Origin of the sequence: Janthinobacterium sp. NKUCC08_JDC (genome assembly GCF_019345575.1) — a bacterium.
Classification (GTDB): Bacteria; Pseudomonadota; Gammaproteobacteria; order Burkholderiales; family Burkholderiaceae_D; genus Janthinobacterium; species Janthinobacterium aestuarii.
Map to the genome: position 1 here is coordinate 693,624 of NZ_JAHKQW010000001.1, position 17,435 is coordinate 711,058.

General features: G+C 62.0%; 15 protein-coding genes. 10 read left to right on the forward strand and 5 right to left on the reverse strand.

What is annotated here, in order from left to right:
- Positions 1 to 266: 266 nt before the first annotated feature.
- The 5 genes from KO538_RS03310 to KO538_RS03330 all read left to right on the forward strand — a co-directional run bounded on the left by KO538_RS03310 (position 267) and on the right by KO538_RS03330 (position 7,210).
- Positions 267 to 1,256: a malate dehydrogenase gene (locus KO538_RS03310; RefSeq protein ID WP_034752084.1), complete on the forward strand. Its 990-nt coding sequence runs from the start codon at positions 267 to 269 to the stop codon at positions 1,254 to 1,256.
- Between the two features lie 111 nt (positions 1,257 to 1,367).
- The gene (locus KO538_RS03315) at positions 1,368 to 2,366 is read left to right on the forward strand and encodes a CoA ester lyase (protein WP_034752086.1); all 999 of its coding nucleotides are present in this window, start codon (positions 1,368 to 1,370) and stop codon (positions 2,364 to 2,366) included.
- 13 nt (positions 2,367 to 2,379) lie between these two features.
- Positions 2,380 to 2,934, forward strand: coding sequence for a hypothetical protein (locus KO538_RS03320; RefSeq protein ID WP_070301541.1), 555 nt, complete (start codon positions 2,380 to 2,382; stop codon positions 2,932 to 2,934).
- Positions 2,935 to 3,022: 88 nt separating this feature from the next.
- Complete coding sequence (gene acnA, locus KO538_RS03325) at positions 3,023 to 5,743, forward strand: aconitate hydratase AcnA (RefSeq protein WP_034752089.1); 2,721 nt, start codon at positions 3,023 to 3,025, stop codon at positions 5,741 to 5,743.
- A 213-nt stretch (positions 5,744 to 5,956) separates the two neighbouring features.
- A complete protein-coding gene (locus KO538_RS03330) occupies positions 5,957 to 7,210 on the forward strand; it encodes a DUF2863 family protein (RefSeq protein ID WP_072452577.1) in 1,254 nt (417 codons plus the stop codon).
- Between the two features lie 167 nt (positions 7,211 to 7,377).
- Here KO538_RS03330 and KO538_RS03335 read toward each other — a convergent pair whose 3' ends face one another.
- Positions 7,378 to 7,842, reverse strand: a complete 465-nt coding sequence (locus KO538_RS03335; RefSeq protein WP_219327458.1) for a CYTH domain-containing protein — start codon at positions 7,840 to 7,842, stop codon at positions 7,378 to 7,380.
- A gap of 12 nt (positions 7,843 to 7,854) precedes the next feature.
- Positions 7,855 to 8,976: a M14-type cytosolic carboxypeptidase gene (locus KO538_RS03340; RefSeq protein ID WP_219327459.1), complete on the reverse strand. Its 1,122-nt coding sequence runs from the start codon at positions 8,974 to 8,976 to the stop codon at positions 7,855 to 7,857.
- A gap of 302 nt (positions 8,977 to 9,278) precedes the next feature.
- Between KO538_RS03340 and KO538_RS03345 the strand changes: the two genes are divergently transcribed.
- Together KO538_RS03345 and KO538_RS03350 are read left to right on the forward strand one after the other, a co-directional pair.
- Complete coding sequence (locus KO538_RS03345; protein ID WP_219327460.1) at positions 9,279 to 9,941, forward strand: TetR/AcrR family transcriptional regulator; 663 nt, start codon at positions 9,279 to 9,281, stop codon at positions 9,939 to 9,941.
- Between the two features lie 96 nt (positions 9,942 to 10,037).
- On the forward strand, positions 10,038 to 10,409 hold the full coding sequence (locus KO538_RS03350; protein WP_034752097.1) for a hypothetical protein: 372 nt from the start codon (positions 10,038 to 10,040) through the stop codon (positions 10,407 to 10,409).
- 60 nt (positions 10,410 to 10,469) lie between these two features.
- Here KO538_RS03350 and KO538_RS03355 read toward each other — a convergent pair whose 3' ends face one another.
- Positions 10,470 to 11,966, reverse strand: coding sequence for a succinate CoA transferase (locus tag KO538_RS03355; RefSeq protein WP_070301545.1), 1,497 nt, complete (start codon positions 11,964 to 11,966; stop codon positions 10,470 to 10,472).
- Between the two features lie 159 nt (positions 11,967 to 12,125).
- Here KO538_RS03355 and KO538_RS03360 point away from each other — a divergent pair, with 159 nt between their 5' ends.
- The gene (locus tag KO538_RS03360; RefSeq protein WP_083292533.1) at positions 12,126 to 13,019 is read left to right on the forward strand and encodes a LysR substrate-binding domain-containing protein; all 894 of its coding nucleotides are present in this window, start codon (positions 12,126 to 12,128) and stop codon (positions 13,017 to 13,019) included.
- Positions 13,020 to 13,070: 51 nt separating this feature from the next.
- Here KO538_RS03360 and fucP read toward each other — a convergent pair whose 3' ends face one another.
- Positions 13,071 to 14,372 (reverse strand): L-fucose:H+ symporter permease, encoded by a 1,302-nt coding sequence (gene fucP / locus KO538_RS03365; protein WP_219327461.1) that lies wholly within the window; start codon positions 14,370 to 14,372, stop codon positions 13,071 to 13,073.
- Between the two features lie 436 nt (positions 14,373 to 14,808).
- On the opposite strand from fucP, the gene KO538_RS03370 reads away from it, so the two are divergent.
- The gene (locus tag KO538_RS03370; RefSeq protein ID WP_080698581.1) at positions 14,809 to 15,042 is read left to right on the forward strand and encodes a DUF3563 family protein; all 234 of its coding nucleotides are present in this window, start codon (positions 14,809 to 14,811) and stop codon (positions 15,040 to 15,042) included.
- Between the two features lie 98 nt (positions 15,043 to 15,140).
- Complete coding sequence (locus tag KO538_RS03375; RefSeq protein WP_219327462.1) at positions 15,141 to 15,668, forward strand: NADPH-dependent FMN reductase; 528 nt, start codon at positions 15,141 to 15,143, stop codon at positions 15,666 to 15,668.
- Positions 15,669 to 15,726: 58 nt separating this feature from the next.
- Here the strand turns inward: KO538_RS03375 and KO538_RS03380 are convergent, their stop codons facing one another.
- Positions 15,727 to 17,433 carry a lactate permease LctP family transporter gene (locus KO538_RS03380; protein ID WP_219327463.1) on the reverse strand — a complete coding sequence of 569 codons (1,707 nt, stop codon included), beginning with the start codon at positions 17,431 to 17,433 and terminating at the stop codon, positions 15,727 to 15,729.
- Positions 17,434 to 17,435 lie beyond the last annotated feature (2 nt).

The following is a 17,435-nucleotide window of genomic DNA, read 5'->3' on the forward strand; positions in this document are numbered from 1 at the left end:
AAAACAGACGTAGTTATCTGTCTTATATAAGACATAAGATATGATTGACAGATAGGGATCAGAGGCCTAAACTGCCCTCGATAAAACTTGTGAGCCAGCGTTTTATGTTGTCGGCCAGCCACTCTGGCCTCGTGCAGCACAAGCGTGACGGCAGCGTACACCAGCAATTCGGTGGCGCGGGCCGGTTTTGGTATCATTACAGTTTTTCCGGATAAGCGTAAGCCCAGCTTCAAGCCCGTTTTCTTTCCCATTTTTGGAGATTCATCATGGCTAAAACCCCAATGCGTGTTGCAGTGACCGGCGCCGCCGGCCAGATCGGCTACGCCCTGTTGTTCCGCATCGCCAATGGCGACATGCTCGGCAAAGACCAGCCTGTCATCTTGCAACTGCTTGAAATCCCGGACGAAAAAGCCCAGAAGGCGCTCAAGGGCGTGATGATGGAAATCGACGACTGCGCCTTCCCGCTGCTGACGGAAATGACCGCCCACTCCGATCCGCTGACCGCATTCAAGGATGTCGATGTGGCCGTCCTGGTTGGCGCGCGTCCACGCGGCCCAGGCATGGAACGCAAGGACCTGCTGGAAGCGAACGCCCAGATCTTCACGGTACAAGGCAAGGCGCTCGACGCCGTCGCTTCGCGCAATGTCAAAGTGCTGGTGGTCGGCAACCCTGCCAACACCAACGCCTACATCGCCATGAAATCGGCACCATCGCTGCCAGCGAAAAACTTCACCGCCATGCTGCGCCTGGACCACAACCGCGCGCTGTCGCAAGTCGCTGCCAAGACCGGCACCGCCGTGAAAGACATCGAGAAGCTGACCGTCTGGGGCAACCACTCGCCTACGATGTACGCCGACTACCGCTTCGCCACCGTGAACGGCAAGGCTGTCAAAGACCTGATCAACGACCAGGAATGGAACGCCAACGTGTTCCTGCCTACCGTCGGCAAGCGCGGCGCTGCCATCATCGAAGCGCGCGGCCTGTCGTCGGCAGCGTCGGCAGCGAACGCCGCCATCGACCACATCCATGACTGGATGCTGGGCACGGCCGGCAAGTGGACCACCATGGGCGTTCCTTCGGATGGCTCGTATGGCATCCCTGAAGGCACCGTGTTCGGCTTCCCGGTCACCACCGACAACGGTGAGTACACCATCGTTCAAGGTCTGGAAATCGATGCATTCTCGCAAGAGCGCATCAACCTGACCCTGAAGGAACTGACCGAAGAGCGCGAAGGCGTGAAACACCTGCTGGCCTAAGTCCAGTTTTGGCGGCGCGGCAATGCGCCGCCCGCCAAAGAAGGCCGCCCCGCGCATGTCGCGGCGCGGCTGTTTTATCAAGTAGTCTTTACCTGCAGAAATGCCTTAAGCATGCACCCTTCCGAGGTTTTATTCCAAGGCAAACGCCAGCCGCTGTTGCTCGCCGCTTGCGACCACTACGCCGGCTCTGAAAAGCTGATGCGTAAATCGATTGCTTTGCAACAAGAGCTTGGCCCCCTGTTCGACATCACGTTCGACTGCGAAGACGGCGCCAGCGCCGGCAACGAAGAAGCCCACGCGCTGATGATCGCCGGCCTGCTGGCCAGCGGCGAAAACCAGTTCAACCGTATCGGCGTGCGCGTGCACGACGTCGACAGCCCGTTTTTCGCGCGCGACGTGGAAATCATCTGCAGCGCCGCGTCCCGCCTGGCCTATATCGCCGTGCCCAAGGTGGCCGGCGTGCAGGATGCCATGCTGGCCATCGACCTGATCAACCTGCACGCGCGCCGCGCCGGCCGCGACAACCTGCCCGTGCACATCCTGATCGAAACGCATGGCGCGCTGCGCGACGCCTACGCGATCGCCGCCCTGCCCCAGGTCGAATGCCTGTCCTTCGGCATCATGGATTTCGTGTCGGCCCACTACGGCGCCATTCCCGCCGCCGCCATGCGCACGCCTGGCCAGTTCACGCACCCGCTGGTGGTGCGCGCCAAGCTGGAAGTGGCGGCCGCCTGCCACGCGCACGGCAAGGTGGCGTCGCACAACGTGACGACGGACGTGCGCGATTCGGCCGTGGTGGCGAATGACGCCCAGCGCGCGACAGCCGAGTTCGGCTACACGCGCATGTGGAGCATCCACCCGGACCAGATCAAGCCCATCATCAAGGCCTTTACGCCGCGCCTGTCCGAAGTCAACGAAGCGAGCAACATCCTCAACGAGGCGCTGCGCGCCAACTGGGGACCGATTGCACAAAATGGCCGCTTGCACGACCGCGCCAGCTACCGATATTATTGGACCGTTTTGCAACGCGCCAAACTGGCAGGCCTCGGCCTGCCCGAGGCGGCCGCCGCATTACTCAACACCCCCTCTTCCAGCACCACTGAAAACTGACAGGAATTACACGATGTCCCTCTCCAAATTAGCAATTGCCTGCAGCGTCGCGCTGGGCGCCATGACCCTCACGCTGGCGCCAGCCAGCTTCGCCGCCACCGCAGAGGCAAATCCCAAGGCCGTCAAGGCTGTCAAGGCCAAGCCAAAGGCCAAGACCAGCAAGGCCAAGGCAGCCGCCAAGGAAGCCCATCCGCTCGCCATGTCGGTCGCCGACAAGGAAGAATCCGATGAGCCGGACACCGCAGGCTCGGCTTCCACCGATTTCAATTGTGAACTTGGTAACAAAATTACCATCTACACCAATGCTACTGACGACAAACACATCGCCCTGCGCTGGAAGAAGCGCCTGCACCGCCTGAGCCGCGTTGGCACCACCACCGGCGCCAACCGCTTCGAGAACCGTCTGTACGGCCTCGTGTGGATCGGCATCCCGGCCAAAGGCATGCTGCTCGATTCCAAGCAGGGCCGCCAACTGGCCAATGAATGCAAGGATGCGGAGCAGGCCAAGCCGGCGGCAGTGGTGGAAGCCGCGCCATCGCTGGGCGTGCTGCCGGCCGCCGGCGGCTGATGTGCGTAGCAAGGGCCTCTTCGGGGGCTCAGTCATGTTTTGTAATTTGAATAATCAATAAATAGACGATACCCAACAAGGAGAGGTCATGTCCCGCAACACTCTGAACACGCTCAAGGACTTTAATATTTCGGATAGCAAGAAGGGCAAGCTGTACTCCCTGCCTGCGCTGGAAAAAAGCCTGGGCATCAATGTCTCCCGCCTGCCAGTGTCGATTCGTATCGTGCTCGAATCGGTATTGCGCAACTGCGACGGCAAAAAAGTCACCGAAGAACACGTCAAGCAATTGGCGAGCTGGGGCCCGACCGCCGAGCGCACCGACGAGATCCCGTTCGTAGTGGCGCGCGTCGTGCTGCAAGACTTCACCGGCGTACCGCTGCTGGCCGACCTGGCAGCGATGCGCAACGTGGCCGCCAAGATGGGCATCAACGCCAAGAAGATCGAACCTTTGGTACCGGTCGACCTGGTGGTCGACCACTCGGTCACCATCGATCACTACCGCGAAAAGAAAGCGCTGGACCTGAACATGAAACTGGAATTCTCGCGTAACAACGAGCGTTACCAGTTCATGAAATGGGGCATGCAGGCATTCGACACCTTCGGCGTCGTGCCACCAGGCTTCGGCATCGTCCACCAGGTCAACCTGGAATACCTGGCGCGCGGCGTGCACCACGCAGGCAAGAAAGCCGGCGACGTGTACTACCCTGACACCCTGGTCGGCACCGACTCGCACACCACCATGATCAACGGCATCGGCGTGGTCGGCTGGGGCGTGGGCGGCATCGAGGCGGAAGCCGGCATGCTGGGCCAGCCGGTCTACTTCCTGACGCCAGACGTCATCGGCGTGAACCTGTCGGGCGCATTGCGCGAAGGCTGCACCGCCACCGACCTGGTACTGACCATCACCGAACTGCTGCGCAAGGAAAAAGTCGTCGGCAAGTTCGTCGAATTCTTCGGCGAAGGCACCGAGTCGCTGACCCTGACCGACCGCGCGACGATCGCCAACATGGCACCGGAATACGGCGCGACCATGGGCTTCTTCCCGGTCGACGAAGCGACCATCGATTACTTCAAGGGCACCGGCCGCAGCAAGGCTGAAATCGCCGCGTTCGAAGGCTACTTCAAGGCGCAAAACCTGTTCGGCGTGCCAAAGGCCGGCGAGATCGACTACACCCGCGTGGTGGAACTGGACCTGGCATCGGTCGCTCCGTCGCTGGCCGGCCCGAAACGCCCGCAAGACCGTATCGAAATCGGCAACGTCAAGGCGAACTTCGCCGAGCTGTTCGCCAAGCCAACCACGGAAAACGGCTTCAACAAGAACCCGGCCGACCTGGCTGCCGTGTACGAAACGACGAACGGCGTGAAAGTGTCGAACGGCGACGTGCTGATCGCCGCGATCACCTCGTGCACCAATACCTCGAACCCGAGCGTGATGCTGGCTGCCGGCCTGCTGGCCAAGAAAGCCGTCGAAGCCGGCCTGAAAGTCGCGCCGCACATCAAGACTTCGCTGGCTCCTGGCTCGCGCGTCGTGACCGAGTACCTGACCGCCGCCGGTCTGCTGCCATACCTGGAAAAACTGGGCTTCGGCGTGACCGCCTACGGCTGCACCACCTGTATCGGCAATGCGGGCGACCTGACGCCCGAGCTGAACGCAGCGATTGCCACGCATGACATCGTCGCGTCGGCCGTGCTGTCGGGCAACCGCAACTTCGAAGCGCGTATTCACCCGAACATCCGCTCGAACTTCCTCGCTTCGCCACCGCTGGTCGTCGCTTACGCCATCGCCGGCAACATGACGCGCGACCTGATGACGGAACCGGTCGGCAAGGGCAAGGGCGGCAAGGACGTCTACCTGGGCGACATCTGGCCGACCTCGGCTGAAGTATCGGCCATGATGAAGTTCGCCATGAACGCCAAGGTGTTCAAGGACAACTACGCGGACGTCAAGGGCGCGCCAGGCAAGCTGTGGGAAAAAGTCACGACCGTGTCCGGTCAAGTCTACAACTGGCCGAAATCGACCTACATCGCGGAACCACCGTTCTTCGACAACTTCTCGATGACGCCAGCGGCAGTGGCCACCGGCATCGAAGGCGCGCGCGCACTGGGCGTGTTCGGCGATTCCATCACCACCGACCACATCTCGCCAGCCGGCTCGATCCAGGAAAACGGTCCTGCAGGCAAATGGCTGAAGGAAAACGGCGTCCTGAAAGCGGACTTCAACTCCTACGGCTCGCGTCGCGGCAACCATGAAATCATGATGCGCGGCACGTTCGCCAACGTGCGTATCAAAAACCGCATGATCCCTGCCAAGGCGGACGGTTCGGCGGTCGAAGGCGGCATCACGATCCACCAGCCTTCCGGCGAAGAAATGTCGATCTACGACGCAGCAATGAAATATGTTGCTGAAGGCACGCCAACCATGGTCTTCGGCGGCGAAGAGTACGGTACGGGCTCGTCGCGCGACTGGGCGGCAAAAGGTACGCAACTGCTGGGCGTGAAAGCCGTGATCACCCGTTCGTTCGAGCGTATCCACCGCTCGAACCTGGTGGGCATGGGCGTGTTGCCGCTGCAATTCATCGGCGACGACAGCGTGCAAACCCTGGGCATCACCGGCAAGGAAACCTTCGACCTGAAAGGCCTCGAAGGCGAAATCAAGCCACAGCAACTGGCTACCCTGGTGATCCACCGCGCCGACGGCTCCAGCCAGGAAGTCAAAGTCCTGCTGCGCATCGATACGCCGATCGAAGTCGATTACTACAAGCATGGCGGTATCCTGCCATTCGTGCTGCGTCAATTGCTGGCCGAGTAATCAGCCCAGCTGTGATGCAAGATCAAAGCGCCGGTTTCGACCGGCGCTTTTTTTCGTCCCTGCATCCCGTTCCGACTTGAAATTTCGACTATTGGCATGATCTAAGGACAGCTTACGTATTGCGTGCGGCTGAATCCTCTACAATACGGTTATAAGGGTTTATCATTGTTTGACTGATCCATTTTTTTCACTTTCCGAGACTCTTATCCCGCTATGCGTCGTCCTTCCAAAGATTCATCCCATAAACTGACTGCCGACAGCCAGCGCCTGGTCACCTTTGCCCAGGCGATCGTACAGGCAGCCAGCCGTCTCGAAGAGCGGTCCTGGGAACACAGCCTGGATACGCAGCTCCAGAAATTACTCAAAACCGGCCACCAGGACACCATCGACAACACCCTGGGCAGCCTGTTCAAGGATGACTTGAACGCCTATGACGTGCTGATGGACTGCGTTGAAGCCGTCAGCGAATCGGCCGTCGTCACGCATGAAGACGTACGCTACGACGCCCTGCTCGTCGCCGTGCCCATCCTCGCGTGGACGCGCTTTTCCATCGCCTCGGGCCCCATGGCCGGCGACGCGCACGGTGTGCTGTCGGCGCATTTCGCCGCCCACCTGCTGGCCGACGGCACCAAGATGGCCATGGCGCCAACGCTGTACTCGATCGACCAGTTGCCGCGCAGCCATGTCGAAACCTATGCCAAGACGCAAAAGCTGGCCCTGGCCGCGCTGAAAGGCACGGCCGTCAAGCCCTCGGGCAAAGAAGCGGAAACGGCGCCCTTCCTGGCCGACACGCGCTACCTGCTGGTGGCCGTGGTGGCCCCTGCCGGCGCGCCGCTGTTCCGCTGGCAGACGCCTTCGAGCCAGCTCGACTTCATCGCCGAACGCAGCGCCGCTCTGGAACAATGGCGCACGCAGGCGACGCCGACGTTCGCCCGCCTGCTGCCCGGCTGCGGCCTGGAATTGCTGCTGCCGGAAGCGTATTACGTGGCCTGCCGCGAAGCGGACAAACTGATACGTCCCGTCTCCGTGCGCGCCGCCGTGCACTACCTGACGCATACCTTGGCCATCGAGCCGTCGGAACTGCGCGCCGTCATCGCCGGCTTCGGCGAGGAAGCGGCCGACGGCCAGGTGGACGAGTACCGCATCGCCTTCACCCTGCGCCAGGCGCCGGACGTCATCTATGGCATCGTCTGGCCTTTGTACGGCCAGGAAGACGAGGATGGCACGCCGATCGAAGGCCTGATCCAGGTCGGCATCGCCGCGCTGGACAAGCAAAAGACGCCGGTCGATGAAATCATCGAGCACCTGAACGCCGCCGGCGTGACGCAGATCAAACGCCACGCGGAACGTTTTGTCGGTGAATACTGCGACGATTGCGGCGCGCCCCTGTTTGCCGACCCTGTCGGCGAGCTGGCGCATGCAGAGATGCCGGAAGATACGCCGCAAGGTACGGAACACTTCCATTAATACAGGCTTGTCGGATTACGCGCTGCGCGCTAATCCGACCTACGCTGCCGGTATGGGCCGTAGGTCGGATTAGCCGGCACGGCGTAATCCGACAACAGCGTTGGCGCATAAAAAAGGCGGAACCTCGGTTCCGCCTTTTTGCATTTCAAGCCACGCTTAACGCGCCATCACCACTGTGAAAACGGGTGGCGGATCAAATTCGCGTTGTAATAGCGCGCGTCGCCCGACACTTCCGCGCCGATCCATTCCGGCTTGTCGAAGGGCTGGTCTTCCGATGCCAGCTCGATCTCGGCCACCAGCAGGCCCGCATTGGCGCCGAGGAACTCGTCGACTTCCCATACCATGCCCGCGTGTTCGATGCGGTGGCGAACCTTTTCGATCAGCGGCTGTTCGCACAGGCCGTCGAGCAGTTCGACGGCGTCGGCCAGCGGAATCGGATACTCCCACTCGCCGCGCGTGGCGCCCACGTTGGCGCCCTTGATGGTCAGCATCGCCTGTTCGCCCTCGATGCGCACGCGCACCACGCGCTCGCGCGCGGACGACAGATAGCCCTGGCGCAGCAGCACCGGCTGGCCCAGGCCGCGCCAGGCATCGCCGGCCAGCAGGAATTTACGCTCGATCTCGACGCCCATGATCAACGCCGTTCAATCGAGCGACAGCAGGATAGGCTGCAGCATGGCCGCGCCCAGTGCCGCGCTGCGCGCGCCGTTCCAGCCCACGCTTGGATCCGGCAAGTCGGCGTTTTCCTTGAACGGCATTTCCAGGGTCAGCGCCAGGCAGCCGAAGTGATGGCCGATGTATTTCGACGCCAGGGTCAGCATGTCGGACTTGTACTTGCTGGCCGCATAGCCGAACTTGTCCTGGAAGTCGGGGCTGGCCTGCTTGTAGCGCTCGATGAAGGCCTTCTGGTGCGCCGCCTGGACGGGCGTGAAGTTTTCCAGCATTTCATTGCCGGCCACAAAGTTGTACGGCAGCGCTTCATCGCCGTGGATGTCGAAGAACATGTCGACGCCCGTTTCGTGGATCTTGTTTTTCACGCACAGCACTTCCGGGCTCGATTCCAGCGAAGGCGTCATCCATTCGCGGTTCAGGTTGGCACCGGCCGCATTCGTGCGCAGGTTGCCGCGGATGGAGCCGTCCGGGTTCATGTTCGGCACGATGTGGAACACGGCGCGCTGCAGCAGTTTGCGCGCGATCGGGTTGGCGTCGTCGAGCAGCGAGTCGATCAAGCCTTCGACGAACCATTCGGCCATCGATTCGCCAGGATGCTGGCGCGCGATGACCCATATCTTCTTTTCCGCCTGCGGATTGCCGATGGTGACCATGTTCATGTCGCGGCCATCGACCGTGCTGCCCAGGTCGGACACGCGCGCCAGCGGATGCTCGGCCACTTCGCCCAGCAGGCGCAAATGGCGTTCCCATGAGTACGGTTCGAAGTAGGCGTAGTACACGCTGTCGAGTTCAGGCGTGTGCGAGATCGTCATGACCTGGCCGTCGAACGTGGTCGGCACGCGGAACCAGTTTTCGCTGTCGTAGCTGGCCACGGCCTGGTAGTCTTCATAGCCGGCCGGATAGGTGGCCTGGCCCGCGTTCAGGAAGCGCATCGTGCATGCCTGGCCGCGCGCGCCCTGCAGGCGGAAGTGGAACCACTGATGGATGTCGGCGTGGCTATCCTTGCGCAAGTTCAGGTCGATGGCGCCGGCGCTGGTGGCGCTCACCACGTCGATGGCGCCCGAGTCGAAGTTCTGGCTGATTTTAATGGTCATGTAATGATCCCGTCCGAATGTAAGTGTTCCGGCGCCGCCTCGTGGGCCACCGCCGTCGCGCTAAAAAACGCAGTGTAAGCTATCCTGCTATTTTCCGCCCTTTGGCCCCGTTCGCAAAGCCTGCTCCGGTGATTTATGCACCATTCCGGGGCATCGATGGAAAAGCGCCGGGCAAAAGCGCGAAAAATCGGTCCACTGTCGCATCTACCGGACAAAAAACTGAATTGTAACAATGCCGGAAACATTGGCAGCCCCTCGTCCCCCTATAATTCCTGCTTTCATAGAGTCGCCAGGAAAGAGTCGTGGACAAGAAGCTGACCAATATTCAGGAAAGAAAATTACGCGAGGCGCAGGCGCGGCGCGAGCACATCATCGACGTCGTCAAAGACCTCATCAAGAAGGGCGGCGCGCGCGCCGTCTCCATCCGCAAGGTGGCCGAGGCGGCCGGCTTTTCCACCACCGTCGTGTACGCCCTGTTCCGCGACAAGGCCACCCTGATCGCCCAGGCCATGGACAAGGACTTGCTGGAACTGGTGCGCGCCATGCGCACGGCCTGCGACACCAGCACTGACCCATGGGAACGCATCAGCCTGGTCGGCCGCGCCTACATCGAATACGGCTTCCAGCATCCCGACGAATACTCGCTGATCTTCATGGAATTGCGCCCGCACGCGGAAGTCGACGCCGTCGACGTGGAACACGGCAATATCGAGCAAGACCCGTATGCCTACGCGCTGCACCTGTTCGGCGAGCTGGCGCAGGCGGGCCAGGTGCGCCAGGACGAGCCGGCGCTGCACACGATGACGCAAATCTTCTGGCAATCGCTGCACGGCCTCGTGTCGCTGCGTATCGTCATGGATGCGGGCGACCCATGGACGCCACACCCGGAAATGAACGCGCATATCGACGATTTGCTCGCCGTCGTCACGGCAGGCATCCGCCTGCGCTTTGCACCGCCTTCCTGACGTTTGATCCAGCGCAAACCAGGCGGACGGAAAAGGCGGACAGTGGAGTGAAGCCGCCTGCGCCGATGCAGCGCGGCTTGCGCGAAGGAGTGCGAGATGAACGAAGCCTATTCCACGGACCGGCTTGACAAACAGCAAAGCGCGAACAATGCTGTACGCATGGAAGCGCGCCTGACAAAACTGGAAACGGACCGGGAACATGACCGGCTATGGTTCAAGACCCTGGAACAGCGTCTTGGCGAAGGCCTCGATAAGGTACGCACGGAATTGCACAACGAATCACAGCTGCTGCGTGCCGACCTGACGCAATTTCGCGGCGACTTGCGCGGCGACTGCCACGCCCTGCGCACGGAACTGGGCGACATCCGCAAGCACATGCACACCCACTTCCTGTGGTTCATGGGCATACAGGCCACCACCACGTTTGCCCTGCTGGGCTTGGGCGCCAAGGCGCTGCATATGTACTGAGGAAAGTAAAAAGGCAGCGCGGTGCCGCACCGCCCTGCCCTGTCTTGATGCTGGCGAAGCTTACTGCGCTGCCAGCATGCTCTGCGTTTCCTGGTAGCGCACGTGCCAGGCCAGGGCCTCTTGCAGGATGTGCGGCGTGTGGCCGCCACGCTGGCATGCCGCGTCGTAATAGGCACGCAGCTGCGCGCGGTAATCGGGATGCGTGCAGCGATCGATGATCAACGGCGCCCGTTCACGCGGCGCCAGGCCGCGCAAGTCCGCAAAACCCCATTCCGTCACCAGCACGTCGACGTCATGTTCCGTGTGGTCCACATGCGAGACCATCGGCACGACGCTGGAAATGCGCCCGCCCTTGGCCGCCGATTTCGACACGAACATCGACACTTGCCCGTTGCGCGCGAAGTCGCCCGAGCCGCCGATGCCGTTCATCATGTGCGTGCCGCACACGTGCGTGGAATTGACGTTGCCGTAAATATCGAACTCGAGCGCCGTGTTCAGCGCGATGATGCCCAGGCGGCGCACGATCTCGGGATGGTTGCTGATCTCTTGCGGGCGCAGCACGATTTTCGAGCGGTAATGGTCTATATTGTCCATCAGCTTTTGATGCACGGCGGCCGACAGGGTGATCGACGAGGCCGAGGCAAACGCCAGCTGGCCCGAATCGAGCAGCTCGATGGCGCTGTCCTGCAGCACTTCCGAATACATCGTCATGTTGCGGAAAGGCGATCCGATCAGGCCATGCAGCACGGCGTTGGCGATGGTGCCGATGCCCGCCTGCAGCGGCAGCAATTCCGGCCCCATGCGCCCGGCCGCCACTTCGCCTTGCAGGAAGGCGATCACATGGCCGGCGATCGCCTGCGTTTCCGCGTCGGGCGGCAAGGCGTTCGACGGGCTGTCGGGACTGTCCGTAATGACGATGGCGGCGATGCGGGCCGGGTCGATGGCGATGGCCGTGCTGCCCAGGCGCTGGTCCACGCGCGTGAGGGGAATCGGCTCGCGGCCCGGCAAGGTGTGCGGTATATAGATGTCGTGCAAGCCTTCCAGCGCCAGCGGCGTGGACAGGTTGATCTCGATGATCACTTGCGTTGCCTGCTGGGCAAAGGCGGCGGAGTTACCCACCGACATGGTCGGAATGATGGCGCCGGCCGCCGTGATGGCTGTCGCTTCGATGACGGCGATATCGACGGCTGCCAGGTTGCCCGAACGCAGCTGCTCGGCCGTTTCCGACAGATGCTGGTCGATGAACATGACTTCGCCGTTGTTGATCTTGCCACGCAAGACCGGGTCGACCTGGAACGGCATGCGGCGCGCCAGCACGCCCGCCTCGGCCATCAAGCCGTCGCTGCCATTGCCCAGCGAAGCGCCCGTGATCAGGGTCAGGCTTAATGGATCTTGCAGGGCGCGTTCGGCCAGTGCGCGCGGCAGGGCTTTGGCGTCGCCGGCACGGGTAAAACCGCTCATGCCGACACGCATGCCGTTGTGGAACAATTTGGCTGCCTCATCGGCGCTCATGATTTTGCCGAGCAAGCCTGGGTGGCGGATACGGTCCTCGTACATCTGATGCTCCTGATCTTCTTCATATTCTCAAACTGGATGGCTGTCATACACCAGCCCCATAAGTGGAATCAGTATAAAATCGCGGTCACATGCATGGCATGAATTAATTTCGCCACATCCAGTCGATATTTTCATGCCTTGCCAATGCCGAGCCCCCTCGTGGATATCCGTTCCCTGCGCTATTTCGTCGAAACCGTGCGCCTGTCGAGCTTTACGCAGGCGGCCGAATCGCTGCACCTGACTCAGTCGACCATCAGCAAGATGGTGCGCCAGCTGGAAGATGAAGTGGGCGCCCAGCTGCTGGTGCGCGACGGGCGCAAGCTGACCCTGACGGACACGGGCCGCATCGTCTATCAGCATGGCCAGGAAATGCTGGCGAACATGCGCCAGCTGACCCTGGAAGTGCGCGACACCCAGGCCTTGCAGCGCGGCAGCCTGACGGTCGGCATCCCGCCCATGATCAATGTGCTGTTTACGCCTGTATTAAAGGCCTTCCGTGCGCGCCACCCGCACATCAGCCTGACGCTGCAGGAAGACACGGGCCAGCAGATCGAGCGCCAGGTGGCGGCCGGCGAACTGGAAATCGGCATGACGGTGCTGCCGGCCGACCCGGAACTCGATCTCGTGGCCGTGGAAGTGGCCAACTATCCGATCTGGGCCCTGGCCGAGCCGGGCACGTTCCAGAAAAACCGCACGACCCTGCCCTTCAAGGCGCTGGCCGATTTGCCGCTGGTGTTATTAAAGGATGATTTCGCCCTCACGCGCAGCCTGCGCCAGCATTTCGCGCAAGCGGGCTTCGCACCGACGATCGCGGCCCAGAGCGGGCAATGGGACTGGCTGGTGGCGATGGCCTCGGCGGGCCTGGGCGTGGCCCTGCTGCCCGAGCCGTTCATCCACCGCCTGGCTGGCGAACCGCTGGAGGCCGTGCGCATCGTCGAGCCGGAGGTGGCGTGGCAGGTGGCCCATATCTGGAGCGGGCGCTATCTGTCGCACGCGGCGCGCGCCTGGCTCGAGGTATGCCAGGACGTGCTGGGCACGCCGTTCGCGCATTGACGTAAAAAAGGGTGGCCGAGGCCACCCTTTTGCTTGATCACGCCACCTTGCTTACTTGGCGCTGTCGTTGTACATGCTGGCGTACTTCCAGCCGAAGTACAGAATGAAGGTGTAGCACAGGGCCGGCACGAGGAAGGACAGTTGCAGGTTGATGTGGTCGGCCAGGAAGCCCTGGATGAACGGCACGATGGCGCCGCCGACGATGGCCATGCAGAGGATGCCCGAACCTTGTCCCGTTTGCGCACCCAGCTTGTTCAGGGCCATGCTGAAGATGGTCGGGAACATGATGGAGTTGAACAGGCCGACGGCGATCAAGGCCCACATGGCTGTGTGACCGCTGGAGAACACGGCAACGAGGATCAGCGCGATGACGACGGCGGCGTTGAAGGCCAGGGTCTTGCCCGGGCTGACATAGCGCATCACGGCAAAGCCGACGAAGCGGCCCAGCATGGCGCCACCCCAGTAATAGCTGACGAAATAGGCGGCGTCGGCGTGGCTGAGGCCCGCGATATGGCTCTCGCCCAGGAAGTTGATCAAGAAGCTGCCGATGCTGACTTCACCGCCCACGTACAGGAAGATGGCCAGCGCGCCCAGCACCAGATGGCGGTGCGACCAGATCGAGACCTTGTGACCATCGTGCGCCAGGGCGGCGGCATCGTCGGCGTGCGAAATCTTCGGCAATTTTGCCAGCGCGAACAGCACGGCCAGGATCACCAGGGTAGCGGCCAGCACCAGGTACGGGCCCTGCACGGAGGCCGCTTCCTTGGCGCGGTAAGCCAGTTGCTCGGCCGCCGGCAGCAGGTCGAACTGCTGCACCGTCAGCACGGTGCCCGACAAGATCAGCATGCCGCCCAGCGCCGGCGCCACGGTGGTGCCCAGCGCATTGAACGCTTGCGTCAGGGTCAAACGGCTCGATGCCGTCTGCGGGTCGCCCAGTTCCGTCACGTACGGGTTGGCCGCCACCTGCAGCACGGTGATGCCGGCCGCCAGGATGAAGAAGGACAACAGGAACAGCGCATAGCTGCCGGTCGACGCCGGGTAGAACATGGCGCAGCCGGCGGCCGCGATCAGCAGGCCGGCGACGACGCCGCGCTGGTAGCCGATCTTCTTGATCAGCATGCCGGCGGGCAGCGAAACGATGGCGTAGGCGCCAAAGAAGCAGAACTGCACCAGCATCGCCTGCACATACGTCAGGGTGTAGATCGAGCGCAGATGGGGAATCAGCACATCATTGAGCGATGTCAGCAATCCCCACATGAAAAACAGCACCGTGACAATGATCAGGGCGCCCGTATTGTTTTGCGTGCCGGCCTGTGTGGACGGTACGCCCTGGCCTTGCTTTACGTATTCCATACCTTCTCCATTTTTCAATTCCAAGTTGATCTTGCCAGGCATGGAAGCGTTTCCACCCGGGCAGCACCAGGACGCGCAAGCGCCACGCAGATATCAGCGTGGGCCATGACTGCCATCAGCAAAACAGGGGCAGGCATGGCGCTACTTGCGCGCGGCAGGCGCACGGCCGACCGTTTCTCGCCAAAATGATGTCTTGTAGGCGCGGCACGCCTGCGGGCTGCGTCAGAAAACAACATTCAGGAGAAAACAGTCTTGTAGTAAAACTACGATACAGCGCCCGCATTATGCCTTAAAGCCCCGTATTGCGCAGCTTTCCCGCCTGTTATTCTAAAATTGAATAGCCGACATTTGAAATCAAAAGTAGCCTTATAACTTGGAATCGCTATACTTATATTGCAGTGCAGCACAACGCGGCACGCCACATAAGGAGTCTGCCATGTCTACCGCATTTACTTACCACACCACGCAAAACAGCAATATCGTCGCCACCCTGGTCCACGCCGCCAAACGCGTTGGCGCTTGGCTGAACCAAAGCAGCGACCGCCGCGAACGCGCCTACGAAGAAGCCTACCTGGCCGAATCGACGGATCGCTACGACCTGGAATACCGCATGCGCGAACTGGCCCGTGCCAATCCGCAGCCAAGCTGGATGAGCGGTCTGAGCCGTTAAGAGTGACGCAGTACCCAGTCGCTCATCGGCTGTTGCAACATCGATAGCGCCATCCTGCTCGCCTTGCGCTTGAGCACAGGATGGGCTATACAGGCGGGATGCACACGCCCATTACCATTCTCGCCATCGCCGGCAGCCTGCGCGCTGCCTCGCTGAACACCGCCCTGCTGCGCGCCATCGCCGGGCTTGCGCCACCGCCATTCGACATCCGCATCTATTCGGGACTCGGTGAGTTACCGCTATTCAATCCCGACCTCGATGCCGACAGCCTGCCGGCCGTGACCGGTCTGCGCGACGCCATCCTGGCGGCCGACGTGCTGATGCTGGCCAGCCCCGAATACGCGCACGGCGTGAGCGGCCCCATGAAAAACGCGCTGGACTGGATGGTGGGAAATGAATCGTTCATCGACAAGCCGCTGGTGCTGCTGAACGCCTCGCCGCGCGCCACGCATGCGCAGGCGGCCCTGCGCGAAACGGTGCGCACCATGTCGGCGCGCCTGATCGACGACGCCTGCATCAGCTTGCCCCTGCTGGGGTCGGGTCTCGATGCCGAGGGCATCGCTGCGGACACGGCATTGCGCCGGGCCATCCTCGATATGCTGCAGTGCATCAGGTCATTTTCATGACCGTCTGCACGTTTTACTGTCATTTCATCTAGTTTTACTACGTACTTCTACGGACCGCTCAATGCGGGATCATGCCCGTGAACACGTACGCCTGCAGCATGGTGATGATGCCGATGATGACGGCAAACAACAGGCTGTGCTTCAAGGTAAAGCGGAACAGGTCCGATTCCTTGCCCACCAGGCCAGTCGCCGCGCAGGCGACGGCGATCGACTGGGGCGAGATCATCTTCGCCGTCACGCCGCCCGTCGTATTGGCCGCCACCATCAGGGTGTCGGACACGCCGATCTGGTGCGCCGTCGTGTTTTGCAGGGAGCAGAACAAGGCGTTCGACGAGGTGTCGGACCCCGTCAGGAAGACGCCCAGCCAGCCCAGGAACGGCGAGAAGAACGGGAAGGCGGCGCCGCTGCCGGCCAGCAGCAGGGCCAGGGTGGACGACATGCCCGAGTAATTGGCGACAAAGGCAAAGGCCAGCACGAGCCCGATCGAAAGCACGGGACGGCGCAACTCCACGATCGTTTCCACGAACGCCTTCAGACCATCGCGCGGCTTCATGCGCAGCATCAGCATCGACAGCACGGCCGTCAGCAAGATCGCCGTACCCACGGCCGACAGCAGATCGAGCTTGAACACGGCGTCATACGCCTTCGGCTCTGCCACGATGGGCATCGTCTTCATCACCAGCTTGTCGAGGTAAGGCACGTGGATCTTGATGACCAGGCTGGACAAGGCGCCGCCGGCGGCAAACAGTGCCTTGAAGCTGGGCAGGCTCCACACGGTAACGATGGCCGTCAACAGGCCGAACGGCGCCCAGGCGTGCATGGTCTGCGCCATCGTGTAGGGCGAGGCGGCGCGGTTGCCACCGCCGCGCACGGCCGCAGCACCGCCCGCACCGCCAAAGCCGGACAGCGCTGCCGTGCCGCCGCCGACGGCATGCGCCACTTTCGCATTCTTCGGCTGCCACACCTTCAGGAACAGGGTCAGCGACACCAGGCTGACGAGGGCCGAGGTGATGTCCGGCAGTTCAGGGCCGATATGATTCGATGTGAAATACTGGGTGACGGCAAAGCTCAAACCCGTCACCAGCGCGGCCGGCCACACTTCGCGCACGCCGCGGAATCCATCCATCATGAAGACCAGCCAGAACGGCACCAGCAGCGACAGCAGCGGCAACTGGCGGCCCGCCATGGCGCCGATCAGGAAGGGGTCGATGCCCGTCACCTGCCCCGCCACGATGATGGGGATGCCCATGGCGCCAAAGGCCACGGGCGCCGTGTTGGCGATCAGGCACAGGCCCGCCGCATACAGCGGGTTGAAGCCCAGGCCCACCAGCAGCGCCGAGGTGATCGCCACGGGCGCGCCGAAACCGGCCGCCCCTTCCAGAAAAGCGCCGAAGGCAAAGCCGATCAACAGCACCTGCAGGCGCTGGTCGTCCGTAACGGACAGCACGGAGGCGCGGATGATGTCGATCTGCCCTGTTTTCACGACGATCTTGTACAGGAAGACGGCCGTGACGATGATCCAGGCGATCGGCCACAAGCCGTACGCAAAGCCATAACCGGCCGCCGCCAGCGCCTGCGGCACGGGCATGCCATACGCGAAGATGGCGACGGCCAGCGCCAGCGCCAGGGTGACGGCGGCCGCCACGTGTCCCTTGATGCGCAGCGCCGCCAGCGCGATGAAGAAGAAAATGATGGGGATGGCTGCCGCCAGCGACGACAGCCACAAGCTGCCGAGCGGTGTATAAAGTTGGGTCCAGGTTTGCATGT

Bases quoted from the DNA above. Each gene is read 5' to 3' on its own strand.
- KO538_RS03320 (WP_070301541.1), top strand. From the start codon at position 2,380: ATGTCCCTCTCCAAATTAGCAATTGCCTGCAGCGTCGCGCTGGGCGCC.
- acnA (WP_034752089.1), top strand. From the start codon at position 3,023: ATGTCCCGCAACACTCTGAACACGCTCAAGGACTTTAATATTTCGGAT.
- KO538_RS03310 (WP_034752084.1), top strand. From the start codon at position 267: ATGGCTAAAACCCCAATGCGTGTTGCAGTGACCGGCGCCGCCGGCCAG.
- KO538_RS03340 (WP_219327459.1), bottom strand. From the start codon at position 8,976: ATGACCATTAAAATCAGCCAGAACTTCGACTCGGGCGCCATCGACGTG.
- KO538_RS03380 (WP_219327463.1), bottom strand. From the start codon at position 17,433: ATGCAAACCTGGACCCAACTTTATACACCGCTCGGCAGCTTGTGGCTG.
- KO538_RS03370 (WP_080698581.1), top strand. From the start codon at position 14,809: ATGTCTACCGCATTTACTTACCACACCACGCAAAACAGCAATATCGTC.
- KO538_RS03335 (WP_219327458.1), bottom strand. From the start codon at position 7,842: ATGGGCGTCGAGATCGAGCGTAAATTCCTGCTGGCCGGCGATGCCTGG.
- KO538_RS03315 (WP_034752086.1), top strand. From the start codon at position 1,368: ATGCACCCTTCCGAGGTTTTATTCCAAGGCAAACGCCAGCCGCTGTTG.
- KO538_RS03355 (WP_070301545.1), bottom strand. From the start codon at position 11,966: ATGTACGAGGACCGTATCCGCCACCCAGGCTTGCTCGGCAAAATCATG.
- KO538_RS03375 (WP_219327462.1), top strand. From the start codon at position 15,141: ATGCACACGCCCATTACCATTCTCGCCATCGCCGGCAGCCTGCGCGCT.
- fucP (WP_219327461.1), bottom strand. From the start codon at position 14,372: ATGGAATACGTAAAGCAAGGCCAGGGCGTACCGTCCACACAGGCCGGC.
- KO538_RS03330 (WP_072452577.1), top strand. From the start codon at position 5,957: ATGCGTCGTCCTTCCAAAGATTCATCCCATAAACTGACTGCCGACAGC.
- KO538_RS03350 (WP_034752097.1), top strand. From the start codon at position 10,038: ATGAACGAAGCCTATTCCACGGACCGGCTTGACAAACAGCAAAGCGCG.